The following is a 13790-nucleotide window of genomic DNA, read 5'->3' as shown; positions in this document are numbered from 1 at the left end:
CGCCTGCGCTGAAATTCACCGGAGCGCCTAACACTTCAAGGACCACTGTGAACCACGACAGCTACGATCACACCTACATCTCGGCCATTCTGAACGGGGTCCGCACCGTCGCGATCGTGGGCGCTTCCGGCAACGAGGTTCGGCCGAGTTTCTTCGTGACCAAATATCTGATCGACAAGGGCTATGAGGTCTATCCGGTCAATCCGGGCCATGCCGGCAAGGACATCCTCGGTCGCATGACCTATGCGAAACTAGGGGACATCCCCGTTGCCATCGATATGGTCGACATCTTCCGCGCTTCCGAGGCGGTGCCTGCGATCGTGGAAGAGGCGCTCGCCCTCGATCCATTGCCGAAAGTCATTTGGATGCAACTGGGAATCCGCAATGACGCCGCCGCCGCGCAGGCCGAAGCCGCGGGCGTGCAAGTCGTCATGAACCGCTGTCCCAAGATCGAATATGCCCGGCTTGCCGGAGAGATCGGTTGGAATGGCGTCAACTCCGGCATGATTTCATCGAAGAAGCCGATTATGCGCGGTGGCTTCCAGAGTTTTGGCGTACGCCAGAAATAACGGTTGGAAATTTCATTTCTAAAATTGTGCGAAACCATTCCGATTCGCGCCTTGAAGGGCAAAATGTAGAAATATTCTACTTTGCAATTGGGCGGGACCCGGGCCAAGAATGCTGCCGACCGATACAGATCTTTTGAGGGAGGAATCCAATGTCCCAACGCGCCCCCGGCTTCAACACTTTGGCGGTTCATGCCGGCGCCAAACCCGATCCGGCAACCGGCGCTCGCGCCACGCCGATCTACCAGACGACGTCCTATGTCTTCGACGACGCCGATCACGCCGCTTCGCTGTTCGGGCTGAAGGCTTTCGGCAACATCTACACACGCATCATGAACCCGACCCAGGCGGTGCTCGAAGAGCGTGTGGCCGCACTTGAGGGCGGTACGGCGGCGCTTGCCACAGCCTCCGGTCACGCTGCCCAGCTTCTGGTCTTCCACAATCTGCTAACGCCCGGCGACAATTTCCTGGCCGCCAAGCGCCTTTATGGCGGCTCCATCAACCAGTTCGGCCATGCCTTCAAGAATTTCGGCTGGGAAGTGCGCTGGGCCGACACCAACGAGCTTTCGACCTGGGAGAGCCAGATCGATGACCGGACACGCGCGATCTTCGTGGAAAGTCTCGCCAATCCCGGCGGCACCTTCGTCGATATCGAAAAGATCGCTGAAATCGCCCGCAGGCACGGGCTGCCGCTGATCGTCGACAACACGCTGGCGTCGCCTTACCTCCTGCGCCCCATCGAGCATGGCGCCGATATCGTCGTCCACTCGCTGACCAAGTTCATCGGCGGCCACGGCAATTCCGTCGGCGGTGTGATCGTTGATGGCGGCACCTTCGATTGGTCGAAGTCCGGCAACTATCCGATGCTGTCACAGCCGCGGCCGGAATATGGCGGGCTGGTGCTGCATGAGACGTTCGGCAATTTCGCCTTCGCCATCGCGGCCCGCGTGCTGGGCCTGCGTGATTTCGGTCCGGCGATCTCACCGTTCAACGCCTTCCTGATTCTAACGGGCCTGGAAACTCTGCCGCTGCGCATGCAGCGCCACAGCGACAATGCGCTGGCGGTGGCCGAATGGCTCTCCAAGCACCCGAAGGTCGCGTGGGTTTCCTATGCTGGCCTGCCGAGCGACCCGAATCACGCGCTGCAGCAGAAATACGCGCCGCAGGGCGCCGGTGCCGTTTTCACCTTCGGGCTGAAGGACGGTTACGAGGCGGGCGTGAAGTTCGTTGAGGCGCTTGAACTGTTTTCGCATCTCGCCAATGTCGGCGACACCAAGTCGCTGGTCATCCATCCCTCGTCGACCACGCATCGCCAGCTTTCGCCCGAACAGCAGGTCGCGGCTGGAGCGGGACCGGATGTGGTGCGCCTGTCGGTTGGCATTGAGGATGTGCAGGACATCATCGCCGATCTCGAACAAGCCCTGGCCAAGGCATAGGAGGGCCAGGGGTGCCGTTATTCCTGACCATCGACATATCCGGTGCTGAACCAGAGCAGGGCGCCCCGGCGCCCGACCGGGTGCTTGCCGGCGACCCGAAATTCCGAACCTGGAACGTGGAGGAAGCCGACGGCGGGGTCTATGCCGGCATCTGGGAAGCCACGCCGGGCAAATGGCGCATCGTCTATGACGAATGGGAGTTCTGCCACATCCTTTCCGGCGTCTCCATCCTCACCGAGGACGGCGGAGAGGCGCGAACAGTGCGCGCGGGCGACAGTTTCGTGCTCAGACCAGGCTTCAAGGGAAGCTGGGAAGTGCTTGAAACGACTCGCAAGGAGTATGTGATCCGGCTGTGAGCCGGATCACCACTGAACAGTCAGACGCTCCAGCCCGTGAAAGTGGTAGCTGTCGCGCAAGCGTGGTTCTTGGGCCAACGTTAACTCTGGCAACCGGTCGAACAGCGTTTTCAGTGAGGCTTGCAATTCGATCCGCGCCAGCGGTGCGCCGATGCAGAAATGGATGCCTGCGCCGAAAGACACGTTCTTCTGGTCGGTGCGGCCGGGCAGGAAGCTGTCCGGTTCGGAAAAACTGTTGGGGTCCCTGTTCGCCATGCCCAGCAAAAGGCCGATCTGCTGGCCAGCCTGGATTGTGATCCCGTCCGCAAGCTCGGTCTCGCCATAGGCATAGCGCGTAAACATATGCAGCGGCGCGTCGAAGCGCAGGCATTCTTCGACTGTGGCAGCGGTCGCTTCGGGTGAGGTGAAGAACCGGCGCGGGTCGCCGCCCTGCGCCAGAATCGAACGAACCGCGTTGCCGGTCTGATGCACGGTAGCTTCGTGGCCGGCATTCAACAGCAGGATCACCGATGAGATCAGTTCGTCCTCGCTGAGCCTCTCGCCATCCTCCTGCGCGGAGATGAGCAGCGAGAGCAGATCGTCGCCGGGATTCCTGCGCCGTTCCGCAACATAACCGCGAAGAAAATCCGCGAAGTCATGCGACGCCCGGTTCGCCGCTTCCTCGGTCTGGCGCGTGCGGCCATGCATGTACATCGCCACCATGGTGTTGGACCAGGCAAGCAGCTGCGGACCCATGGAGGTCGGTACGCCCAGCATCTCGGCAATGATGGTGATCGGCAGCGGCGCGGCATAGGCCCGGATCAGGTCGACTTGCCGGTCCTTTTCAAATCCACACACCAGTTCGTTGGCCAGGCCCGCGGCGCGCGGCCGCAGCCGTTCCACCTGGCGCGAAACGAACGCCCGGTTGACCAAGGTTCGCAACCGCGTGTGCACCGGCGGCTCGAGTTCCAGCATGGAATTGGCTTCGATGCCGTCGAAGGCGGTGAGGTGGCCGCGGTCGCCGAGATTGCCCTGGCTGTCGGGCGCGCCCTCCGGCTTCTGACGACCGAGCCTCCGGTCGCGCAGGAGGCGATTGACGTCGTCGTAAGCACCGAAACACCAGAAGCCGTAGTCTTCCCAGAAGAAAGCGGAGCTTTGATCGTGCATCCATGCATAGGCTTCGTATGGGTTCTGCACGAAACGCGGCTCATGCGGGTTCAGGCGCAGGAAGCGTGTTGCTGGATCGAACTGGAGATAGGGTGGTTGGAGGCTCTCGGTCATGCTTGTTTTCATAACGTGGCTTGTCTCGGACCGGCTAGACCATATGTTGGCGGAGAGCCGATGGATCGGTTGATCCAGCGTCAAGCTTGAGAGGGACCCGCATGAACATCATCGTCGTTGGAGCCGGTATCGCCGGGCTTTCGACCGCCTGGGCGCTGGTCAAGGCCGGTCACTCCGTCTCGATCGTCGAGCAGGGGCCGATCCCCAATCCGATGGCGGCATCCGGGGATCACCATCGCATAATCCGCCGCGCCTATGGAGCCGCCACCGGCTACGGAGGTCTGATCACTGAAGCCTATGCGGCGTGGGATGAACTCTGGGCGGATCTCGGCGAGAACCATCTCGATCCACGCGGCTTCATCTGTATTTCGCGCGAAGAGGGAGACGATACCGACGCATACCGCGATGGGCTTGTTGCTGGCGGTTATCCGTTTGAAACCGTTGCGCCGGACGAGGCCATCCTTCGCTGGCCGTTCCTGGCGCCGGACAGCTTTCGCTATGTCATCCACTCATCCGATGGCGGGGCGTTGCATTGCCGCAAGATCGCATCCGGCCTCGCCGCCTGGCTCAAAGCACATGGCGCAAATGTCTACGAAAACACGAAAGTCGAATCGATCGATTCGCGAGAAGGCACTGTTGATCTGGAAGGCGGCGAGACCATGCGGGCCGACCGGATCGTCGTCACCGCAGGCGCCTGGGTGCTCAAGCTGTTTCCCATGCTGGACGGAGAGTTGAAGACCTATCGGACGGCGCTGGCCTATGTGGAGCCGCCTGCCGATCTCAAGGCGGCGTGGGAGAAAGCGCCGGTCATTCTGGATGTCGGCGGCAAGACGGACGGCTACATGATTCCGCCATCGGGCGGCGCGGGGATGAAATTCGGCTCCGGCTTGCACAAGGTGCGTACCAGCGATGCCGACTGGAACCGCGAGCCGGTAGAAGGCGAGGGCGAGGCCATCCGCAACCTGTTTTCGCCGCCGATTGCACGGATCGAGGAATACCGCATCACCGAAGTCGTGACATGCGCCTACACCTTTACTGCCGACGAGACCTTCTTCGCTCATGACGAAGGGCGTTGTCTGGTGGTGTCTGCCTGTTCCGGCCATGGCTATAAGTTTGGCGCTGCTGTCGGTCGCAGGGTCGCTGAAGCGGTGGGTGACGGCGATGTCGAGGGTCTCAAGGCCTGGCTCAAGGCCGAGGTGGCATGATTGGTGCTGAGAATGAAGGCTTAATGACAGCAGCCCTCACCGCACTCTTGCACAAGCGCGACCACGCATCCTATTTACAGTCGTAACAATCCGAGACCTGATTCTGCCCGACCGGCGCAGAAGTCCCATCATCAAAAAGGGATCATGATGAAGAACCCCGTCGAAACCTACATGAACCTCGTTCCGATGGTGGTCGAGCAGACCAACCGCGGCGAGCGGGCTTATGACATCTTTTCGCGTCTCCTGAAGGAACGAATCATCTTCATTACCGGACCGGTGGAAGACGGTATGGCCACGCTCGTCTGCGCGCAGCTTCTGTTCCTCGAGGCGGAAAACTCGAAGAAGGAAATCAGCCTTTACATCAATTCGCCCGGTGGCGTGGTGACCTCCGGCATGGCGATCTATGATACCATGCAGTTCATCAAGCCGGCGGTGTCGACGCTTTGCATCGGCCAGGCGGCCTCGATGGGCTCCCTGCTGCTCTGTGCCGGCCACAAGGACATGCGATTCGCCACGCCCAACGCCCGCATCATGGTTCACCAGCCTTCCGGCGGTTTTTCCGGCCAGGCGTCCGATATCGAACGCCATGCGCAGGACATCATCAAGCTCAAGCGTCGCTTGAACGAGGTGTATGTGAAACACACCGGCAAAGCTTACGAAGAGATCGAACGCACGCTCGACCGCGATCATTTCCTGACTGCCGACGAGGCTAAGGATTTTGGCCTTATCGACAAGGTTATCAGTTCGCGCGAAGCGATCGAGGGTGCGGTATCGCAGTGAACCCGGGCCCCTTCGCATCCGTTCTTGGATATGACGCATTTTTGACGTGCCCTGCGGCATTTCCGTCACAATTTGCTGTTTCCTCGACGGATGTGAGCGCCTACGTTAAGTCAATGTTGAGCTTCGGCGGCTTAGCTCGCGATGAGATGCTGTGGCCTTCGGCTGAGTCAGACGGCAGCAGCGAACGGAACGATCATCAAGGCATGTCGCCGACGGGGTTCATCAGGCCAGGCAAGCGGCCAGGCTGAACTGAAAGGACTTGGACATTATGAGCAAGGTCAGCAACGGCGGCGACTCCAAGAACACGCTCTATTGCTCGTTCTGCGGCAAGAGCCAGCACGAGGTCCGCAAACTCATCGCTGGCCCCACCGTCTTCATTTGCGACGAGTGCGTTGAGCTCTGCATGGACATCATCCGCGAGGAGAACAAAACCTCGATGGTGAAGTCCCGCGAGGGTGTTCCGACCCCGCAGGAAATTCTGAAGGTTTTGGACGATTACGTGATCGGCCAGCCCTACGCAAAGCGTGTGCTCTCGGTCGCCGTGCACAACCACTACAAGCGGCTGGCGCATGCGAGCAAAAGCAACGACGTCGAATTGGCGAAGTCGAACATCCTCCTGATCGGCCCGACCGGTTGCGGCAAGACGCTTCTTGCGCAGACGCTCGCCCGCATCATCGATGTTCCCTTCACCATGTCGGATGCAACGACTCTGACGGAAGCTGGCTATGTCGGCGAGGATGTCGAGAACATCATCCTGAAGCTGTTGCAGTCGGCTGACTACAATGTCGAGCGGGCTCAGCGCGGCATTGTCTACATCGATGAGATCGACAAGATCAGCCGCAAGTCGGACAACCCGTCCATAACGCGTGACGTGTCGGGCGAGGGCGTCCAGCAGGCGCTCCTGAAGATCATGGAAGGCACCGTCGCTTCCGTACCGCCGCAGGGCGGCCGCAAGCATCCGCAGCAGGAGTTCCTGCAGGTCGATACTGCGAACATCCTGTTCATCTGCGGTGGCGCTTTCGCGGGTCTCGATCGCATCATCTCCGACCGTGGCCGCAAGACCTCGATCGGCTTCGGCGCCAATGTGGCCTCTCCGGAGGATCGTCGAACCGGCGAATTGTTCCGTCAGGTCGAGCCCGAGGATCTGCTGAAGTTCGGCCTGATCCCCGAATTCGTCGGCCGTCTGCCGATCCTGGCGACGCTGGAAGATCTGGATGAACCTGCGTTGATCCAGATTCTGACGGAGCCGAAGAACGCCTTGGTGAAGCAGTATCAGCGCCTGTTCGAGATGGAAAATGTCGAACTGACGTTCCACGAGAACGCTTTGTCGGCGGTCGCCCGCCGCGCCATCGAGCGCAAGACCGGCGCGCGCGGTTTGCGGTCGATCCTGGAATCGATCCTGCTCGACACCATGTTCGAGTTGCCGGCGCTGGAAGGCGTGCAGGAAGTGGTCATCTCGGAAGAGGTGGTGTCGGGCAATGCGCGCCCGCTCTACATCTACTCCGAGAGCGAGGAGAAGAAGGGCAACGTCAGCGCCTGACGTTTACCTTGCAGCTTACGACCGACGGCGCCCGCGAGGCGCCGTTTTCGTTGGATGAAATGCCTGATTATTCAGCGGTTCTGGTTGAAACCCTTGATGTTTACCCGGCGAACCTCCAACTATTCCCTGATGGATCACGATAAGCCTTCCGTGCTCATATGCCGCCTAACGGGGCGGGTAGGCGGATGGCTTCGGGATCGCTAGTATGAGAGTCGCGGCTGGCCAGCGTGCGGTCGCGACATGAAAGGTTCGACAATGGCCAAATTAGCCCGCTCTTCCGTTGACGGCGTTTTTGCGGTCCTCCCGCTGAGAGACATCGTCGTGTTTCCGCACATGATCGTGCCGCTCTTCGTGGGTCGTGAAAAATCGATCAAGGCGCTGGAAGAGGTGATGGGCCAGGAGAAGCAGATTCTCCTTGCCACCCAGATCAATGCCGCTGACGACGATCCGGAACCCGATGCGATCTACGACGTCGGTACCCTCGCCAATGTCCTGCAGCTTCTGAAGCTTCCGGACGGTACGGTGAAGGTGCTGGTCGAAGGGACCGCGCGCGCCAAGATTGCTTCCTTCACCGAACGCTCCGATTTCCACGAGGCGCAGGCGATCGTGCTTGCCGAGCCTGAGGAAGAAGAGGTCGAGGTCGAGGCTCTTGCCCGCTCGGTGGTGTCCGACTTCGAAAACTACGTGAAGCTGAACAAGAAGATTTCGCCGGAGGTGGTTGGCGCCGCCAGCCAGATCGACGACTATTCCAAGCTTGCCGATACGGTCGCGTCGCATCTCGCCATCAAAATCACCGAGAAGCAGGAAATGCTCGGTACGCTGTCAGTCAAGGAGCGGCTTGAGAAGGCGATGGGCTTCATGGAAGCCGAAATCTCTGTGCTGCAGGTGGAGAAGCGCATCCGTAGCCGCGTCAAGCGGCAGATGGAAAAGACCCAGCGCGAGTACTACCTCAACGAGCAGATGAAGGCGATCCAGAAGGAACTCGGCGAAGGCGAGGACGGCCGCGACGAGGCCGCCGAAATCGAGGCGCGCATCAAGAAGACCAAGCTCACGAAGGAGGCCCGCGAAAAGGCGGAAGCCGAACTCAAGAAGCTGCGGACGATGTCGCCCATGTCCGCCGAAGCCACGGTGGTTCGCAACTACCTCGACTGGATCCTGTCGATCCCGTGGGGCAAGAACAGCAAGGTCAAGACCGACCTGAATTTCGCCGAAACGGTACTCGATACCGAGCATTACGGTCTCGACAAGGTCAAAGACCGCATCGTCGAATATCTGGCTGTGCAGAGCCGTCAGAAGAAGCTCAAGGGTCCGATCCTGTGCCTTGTCGGCCCTCCCGGCGTCGGCAAGACTTCGCTCGCCAAATCGATCGCCAAGGCGACCGGCCGCGAATACATCCGCATGGCGCTTGGCGGCGTACGTGACGAGGCCGAAATCCGCGGTCACCGCCGCACTTATATCGGTTCGATGCCCGGCAAGGTCATCCAGTCGATGAAGAAGGCGAAGAAGTCCAACCCGCTCTTCCTTCTCGACGAGATCGACAAGATGGGCCAGGACTTCCGCGGCGATCCGTCGTCGGCATTGCTGGAGGTGCTCGATCCGGAACAGAACTCGACGTTCATGGACCACTATCTCGAGGTCGAATACGATCTTTCGAGTGTGATGTTCGTGACAACGGCGAATACGCTGAACGTTCCTGCGCCCTTGATGGACCGCATGGAGATCATCCGCATCGCCGGCTACACCGAAGACGAGAAGGTCGAAATCGCCAAGCGGCACCTGCTGCCCAAGGTCATTCGCGATCACGCATTGCAGCCTCAGGAGTTTTCGATCTCCGAGGATGCGATCCGCATGATCATCCAGACCTACACCCGCGAGGCGGGTGTGCGTAGCCTCGAACGCGAGCTGATGAAGGTCGGCCGCAAGGTCGTTACCGAAATCCTTCGGTCCGACAAGAAGTCGATCGACGTGATCGAGAAAAACCTGCCGGACTATCTGGGCGTGCCGCGGTTCCGGTACGGTCAGGTGGAAGCCGACGATCAGGTGGGCGTGGTCACGGGTCTTGCCTGGACGGAAGTCGGCGGCGAGCTTCTGACGATCGAAGGCGTGATGATGCCCGGCAAGGGCCGCATGACGGTGACAGGCAATCTGAAGGACGTGATGAAGGAATCGATCTCGGCGGCCGCATCTTATGTCCGCTCGCGAGCTATCGATTTCGGCATCGAGCCGCCGCTGTTCGACAGGCGCGACATCCACGTGCACGTTCCCGAGGGCGCCACGCCCAAGGACGGTCCGTCGGCGGGCGTGGCCATGGCGACTGCCATCGTCTCCGTGCTCACCGGTATCCCGGTCCGGGCGGATGTCGCCATGACCGGCGAGATCACGCTGCGGGGCAGGGTGCTGCCCATCGGGGGTCTGAAGGAGAAACTGCTTGCAGCGCTTCGCGGCGGCATCAAGAAGGTGCTGATCCCGGAAGAGAACGCCAAGGATTTGGCTGACATTCCGGACAATGTGAAAAGCGGCATGGAGATCATCCCGGTCAGCCGTGTCGGCGAGGTGCTTCGGCATGCCTTGGTTCGCATGCCTGAGCCGATTGAATGGGTGGAGCCGACGCCGGTACCTGCGACTGCGGCCGACGCCACCGAGGATGCCGGAAAGGGTTTTGCCCACTGAGGCGAGGCGCCTTTCGCGGAAAAAACGAAAGCCGGGCCTTGTGCCCGGCTTTTTGATGTGAAAAACCCCGGAATTCCGGGGTTTTTTGGCCTCTCATGTGCGATTTGCGCTTGGTTGCGGGAACAGTTCTTTCTAAAGTCCGTTCCCAACCGGGATGAGTCTGAAGTTCCGGTCTAGTCATGGAAGGAAAGTTTGATGAATAAGAACGAACTAGTCTCCGCCGTTGCCGAAGCAGCCAAGCTTTCTAAGGGCGATGCCCAGGCTGCGGTCGACGCGGTGTTTGCCGCGATCACTGGAGAACTGAAGCAGGGTGGAGACGTAAGGTTGGTCGGTTTCGGCAATTTCAGCGTTTCCAAGCGCGCTGCTTCCACCGGTCGCAACCCTCAGACTGGAGCGGAAGTCCAGATCCCCGCTCGCACCGTACCGAAGTTCAGCGCCGGCAAGGGCCTGAAAGACGCCGTCAACTAAGACGTTCCAAGACCACGCTACGATATGGAAGGCCGGGCATCGCCCGGCTTTTCTGTTTTTGGCAAGCTGTTTCTAAAGCTTGCCACGCCTACCCAAAATCCCATGGGCTATGCCTTTTGTCATATAACGGACGTTCTCGATCCGCGGCGGGATAACGAAAGCGAACAGGGCATATTTGTAGACTATCCTGATGAGGTCACTGAGTTTCCAACGCCAACTGACATGCCGCAGCCGATAGAGGTGAATTCTGTTCCGCATGATGTAGTACAGGCGCAGCGGAGCGTGCACCTGGATCTGCCTTTGCAAACCGAACAGATTGATCGTTCTGATGGAGTCGCCGATTGTGTGAATCATTTTGGCGGTCGGAACGCCGAAGAGGGCATATCCCGCATCGATCGCCCGAGCGCACCACTCCATATCGATGTTGTCGATGAACATCGCATCGTCCATCTCACCAATCTGTTCGATGACCGACAGCGGTATCAGGGTGCCCGAGGTGATGAGAAAGTCCACGCGCAGGGGAGTTGTCTGGCCGATCACCCGCTGGTGACGTGGAAAACCCCACCGGACAAAGGGAATGATCTCTTGCGTGCGGGGGTCCAGATAGGTCGGACCGACCGCGGCCGTATTGCAGCCGGCCTGCTGCAAATCGATGAAGGCCTTGCGCAGTATGGCAATCATATTCGGCGCTGGGCGGCTATCCTGGTCGAACAGGGCGACAAAGCGGAAGCCACCTTGCTTGGCGATGGCTATGCCCTGATTGAGCGCCGTCGCAAGTCCCACATTGTCGGGATTGTCGATGTCCGTGGCGATACCCGTAAGCGGCAAACCATTATTGATTATAACGACGGCCCCGGCGCTTTCTCGAAGCTGTGACAAAAGCTCGACGAGATGGTCCAGATATGGGTTGTAGGTGACAACGACAGCGCAGACATCTATTTCCATGTTTCGAAATCTACATTGCCATGCGGGTTGCCCAAGCCATCGGCTGAGGAGGCGCAGCTTTCGATCCAACCAGCGCTTGAACTGGTGGGCGATGACGGGCTCGAACCGCCGACATCCTCGGTGTAAACGAGGCGCTCTACCAACTGAGCTAATCGCCCTCCGGCGCGAGGTTTAAGCGGTTAGACCCTGCTTCGCAAGCCGAAATCCGCATTTTTCAGACGCTTTGCGATCTTCGTCGGCGTAAACCGCAGCTGTGGAAAAATACCTGAAAACTTTATGCTATTCCCGCTCCTTGTCGCTTGACACCCAGGGGCGAACCCCTTAATTCACCGCTCACGACGGACGCGGAACACGAGTTCGTCACAAGCGCGGGTGTAGCTCAGTTGGTTAGAGTGCCGGCCTGTCACGCCGGAGGTCGCGGGTTCGAGCCCCGTCACTCGCGCCAGTTTTTCAACGACTTAGGTGTTGTTGGTGAACTGGAAAGTTTGAACGCCAGATCGGCAATTCAAACTTTTGTCCCTATATGTTCTTCCGAATTTCAAGTCGCCCAGCATTGGCGCGGCAGAGCACGGCCGCCTCTACAGGAATATGAAGCTTCACCAGCTTCTTCGATGCGGTGAGTGGTAGAAGTCCATCGCCATACAAAAATCGAGAAAAAATCGAAGTCCCGCAAAGCCTGCTTTTCTGGGCTGTTCACCCATCGCGCCCGTTGCTGGGCTGCGGTGGACGGGTTGACGTCGAGCAGACCTTTCTTATGTCGGGTTAAGGCTGGTCCAAACTTACAGAGAGATATGACGGTTTTTCGAGCTCGATCGCTCGCGGCAGCCCCGTGTTTTGCTTCGCTTCTCGCGGCTTCATGTGTGGTCCCCGACGACACATCCCGTTTTATGCGTGAGGAACCGGTCGTGCGGGCGGCGCGAACAGAGATGCTTGGGCTGAATGGCGATGACGTCCGCATGTGCGCGGGTTTTCCGACCCGAACGGCCACGACGAGCGACGGCGGGCAAATCTGGAGCTATGAGCGCGCCAAGCCCAGAGGCAATATCAACCTCGTTATGCCGACGGGTGCCGCAGGGCTGTTTCCCTCCGTTGGGGGTTCGGCAAATCTCGCGCCGGGCGGCTATTGCAACGCACAGATTCGGTTCGAGGATGGCAAGGTGGTGAAGATCGCTTATGCCGGCGACAACAACCAGCCAAGCAGCGTCAATGCCTTATGCAGCAGCATTGTCGACGGCTGCGTCGTCTATGCCCGTGACAGCCGCGGGCAAGGTGTTGGAGCAGGTCAGTAGAACCCGTCAGCCGGTATTTTTAGGGTTTCGGCAGCCGCGCCGTTCGATGGCGCGGTCCATGGCGCTGAGCTTACCCTTGATCGCGCGCATTTCTTTTTCCTGCGCGCTGCGGAAATCCGGAATCGTCGCAAAGGCTCCCAGCGCACGGCGCTCGGTCCTGTCCGGCGGCAGGTTCGGATATTGAGCCGCAAGCGCGTCGCGTTCCCGGACCACCTCTGCGCAGGGCGCAAGGTCGTAGGGCCGCGACGAGTAGACCTCACTGTCCACACCTTGCGAATAGGTGGTGCAGGCCGAAAGCGAGGCTGCCAGCAGCAGGACGAGTTTTTTCATGCAAGAAAGTCCCGGTCATATGGGTGCGCCGTGGACCGTAACCTAGCACAGTTCGCCGGCGGGTCCATGCTGGAGTGGCGACCGAAGCCGCCGCCTTGATCAATCGATATCGCCCAACCCAGGTTCAACCTTACGATCCCATTATGTTGAATGCCACCAGCTACCCTTCATCCGAGCGAATACCAAAAACCCCGCAGCTTTCGGCTGCAGGGCTCGGTGTCGAATATGTTCTTAAAAATATGCGTTTAGCGCATGAAGAACCACAGGAGAATGATGATCGGAATAGGAATGCCAAGCATCCAGAGGATAATGCTGCGCATGATTTCTTTCTCCTATGCTGAAATTGTTCGCATTCAAAACGCCGGCATTGGACAAAGGTTCCTGTTTATCGCAATCTAAGCCTCATTCTTACAAAGATCGAACGGCCGCCAGAACTTCCTCGGCATGACCATCGACCTTCACCTTGTTCCATATGCGGGCGACCACGCCCTGCTTGTCGACCAAGACGGTGGTTCGCTCCACGCCCATATATTTCCGTCCGTACATGCTTTTTTCGACCCAGACCCCATAGGCTTGCAGGGCGCTGAGCTGTTCATCGGAAGCGAGATCGATGTCGAGCTTGTGCTTCGCCTTGAACTTGTCGTGGCTTTTGACGCTGTCCGGCGAAACGCCGATGACCACAGCGCCGGCTTGCTCGAATTCCGGCTTTAACCGCGAAAAATCGATCGCTTCCAGCGTGCAACCCTTGGTGTCGTCCTTGGGGTAAAAATAGAGCACCACCGCCTTGCCGCCGAGGTCGGCCAGGTTGAGTTCGCCGCCGCCGTCGCGCGGAAGATGCAGTTCCGGTGCTTTTTGACCTTCTTTGAGTTCAGCCATATCGATGCCCTTGTTTGAGGTTACGCGCGGAAGCCAACGGATATAAGCTCGGCACTGGATTCGTCCATC

14 protein-coding genes and 2 tRNA genes are annotated in these 13790 nt (G+C 59.3%); 11 read left to right on the top strand and 5 right to left on the bottom strand.

The window, feature by feature from the left end; translation table 11 throughout:
• The first annotated feature begins 47 nt into the window (after positions 1-47).
• The 3 genes from ICI42_RS18660 to ICI42_RS18650 all read left to right on the top strand — a co-directional run bounded on the left by ICI42_RS18660 (position 48) and on the right by ICI42_RS18650 (position 2358).
• Complete coding sequence (locus tag ICI42_RS18660; RefSeq protein ID WP_188166112.1) at positions 48-569, top strand: CoA-binding protein; 522 nt, start codon at positions 48-50, stop codon at positions 567-569.
• 149 nt (positions 570-718) lie between these two features.
• A complete protein-coding gene (locus ICI42_RS18655) occupies positions 719-2002 on the top strand; it encodes an O-acetylhomoserine aminocarboxypropyltransferase (protein WP_188166111.1) in 1284 nt (427 codons plus the stop codon).
• Between the two features lie 11 nt (positions 2003-2013).
• Positions 2014-2358, top strand: coding sequence for a cupin domain-containing protein (locus tag ICI42_RS18650; protein WP_188166110.1), 345 nt, complete (start codon positions 2014-2016; stop codon positions 2356-2358).
• 6 nt (positions 2359-2364) lie between these two features.
• Here ICI42_RS18650 and ICI42_RS18645 read toward each other — a convergent pair whose 3' ends face one another.
• Positions 2365-3618, bottom strand: coding sequence for a cytochrome P450 (locus tag ICI42_RS18645; RefSeq protein WP_188166109.1), 1254 nt, complete (start codon positions 3616-3618; stop codon positions 2365-2367).
• A gap of 101 nt (positions 3619-3719) precedes the next feature.
• Between ICI42_RS18645 and ICI42_RS18640 the strand changes: the two genes are divergently transcribed.
• From ICI42_RS18640 to ICI42_RS18620, 5 genes are all read left to right on the top strand, one after another.
• On the top strand, positions 3720-4823 hold the full coding sequence (locus ICI42_RS18640; RefSeq protein ID WP_188166108.1) for an NAD(P)/FAD-dependent oxidoreductase: 1104 nt from the start codon (positions 3720-3722) through the stop codon (positions 4821-4823).
• 147 nt (positions 4824-4970) lie between these two features.
• Positions 4971-5603, top strand: a complete 633-nt coding sequence (locus ICI42_RS18635; protein WP_188166159.1) for an ATP-dependent Clp protease proteolytic subunit — start codon at positions 4971-4973, stop codon at positions 5601-5603.
• 268 nt (positions 5604-5871) lie between these two features.
• Positions 5872-7143 carry an ATP-dependent Clp protease ATP-binding subunit ClpX gene (gene clpX / locus ICI42_RS18630; RefSeq protein ID WP_188166107.1) on the top strand — a complete coding sequence of 424 codons (1272 nt, stop codon included), beginning with the start codon at positions 5872-5874 and terminating at the stop codon, positions 7141-7143.
• 255 nt (positions 7144-7398) lie between these two features.
• The gene (gene lon, locus ICI42_RS18625) at positions 7399-9813 is read left to right on the top strand and encodes an endopeptidase La (protein WP_188166106.1); all 2415 of its coding nucleotides are present in this window, start codon (positions 7399-7401) and stop codon (positions 9811-9813) included.
• Positions 9814-10008: 195 nt separating this feature from the next.
• On the top strand, positions 10009-10281 hold the full coding sequence (locus ICI42_RS18620; protein WP_188166105.1) for an HU family DNA-binding protein: 273 nt from the start codon (positions 10009-10011) through the stop codon (positions 10279-10281).
• A 72-nt stretch (positions 10282-10353) separates the two neighbouring features.
• Here ICI42_RS18620 and ICI42_RS18615 read toward each other — a convergent pair whose 3' ends face one another.
• Positions 10354-11226 (bottom strand): glycosyltransferase family 2 protein, encoded by an 873-nt coding sequence (locus ICI42_RS18615; protein WP_188166104.1) that lies wholly within the window; start codon positions 11224-11226, stop codon positions 10354-10356.
• An 82-nt stretch (positions 11227-11308) separates the two neighbouring features.
• Positions 11309-11384: transfer RNA gene (locus tag ICI42_RS18610), tRNA-Val, on the bottom strand.
• Between the two features lie 210 nt (positions 11385-11594).
• Between ICI42_RS18610 and ICI42_RS18605 the strand changes: the two genes are divergently transcribed.
• Both ICI42_RS18605 and ICI42_RS18600 read left to right on the top strand, forming a co-directional pair.
• A tRNA-Asp gene (locus tag ICI42_RS18605) sits at positions 11595-11671 on the top strand.
• Positions 11672-12086: 415 nt separating this feature from the next.
• Positions 12087-12515 (top strand): hypothetical protein, encoded by a 429-nt coding sequence (locus tag ICI42_RS18600; RefSeq protein WP_330999196.1) that lies wholly within the window; start codon positions 12087-12089, stop codon positions 12513-12515.
• A gap of 6 nt (positions 12516-12521) precedes the next feature.
• On the opposite strand, the gene ICI42_RS18595 is transcribed toward ICI42_RS18600, so the two are convergent.
• Positions 12522-12845, bottom strand: a complete 324-nt coding sequence (locus ICI42_RS18595; RefSeq protein ID WP_188166103.1) for a hypothetical protein — start codon at positions 12843-12845, stop codon at positions 12522-12524.
• Between the two features lie 74 nt (positions 12846-12919).
• On the opposite strand from ICI42_RS18595, the gene ICI42_RS18590 reads away from it, so the two are divergent.
• Positions 12920-13186, top strand: a complete 267-nt coding sequence (locus ICI42_RS18590; RefSeq protein ID WP_188166102.1) for a hypothetical protein — start codon at positions 12920-12922, stop codon at positions 13184-13186.
• 67 nt (positions 13187-13253) lie between these two features.
• Here ICI42_RS18590 and ICI42_RS18585 read toward each other — a convergent pair whose 3' ends face one another.
• On the bottom strand, positions 13254-13721 hold the full coding sequence (locus ICI42_RS18585) for a peroxiredoxin (protein ID WP_188166101.1): 468 nt from the start codon (positions 13719-13721) through the stop codon (positions 13254-13256).
• Between the last annotated feature and the right edge of the window lie 69 nt (positions 13722-13790).

Source organism: Oryzicola mucosus, assembly GCF_014534685.1.
GTDB lineage: Bacteria > Pseudomonadota > Alphaproteobacteria > Rhizobiales > Rhizobiaceae > Oryzicola > Oryzicola mucosus.
The sequence above is the reverse complement of the archived record's forward strand: the minus strand, read 5'-3'. Positions and strand labels throughout refer to the sequence as shown.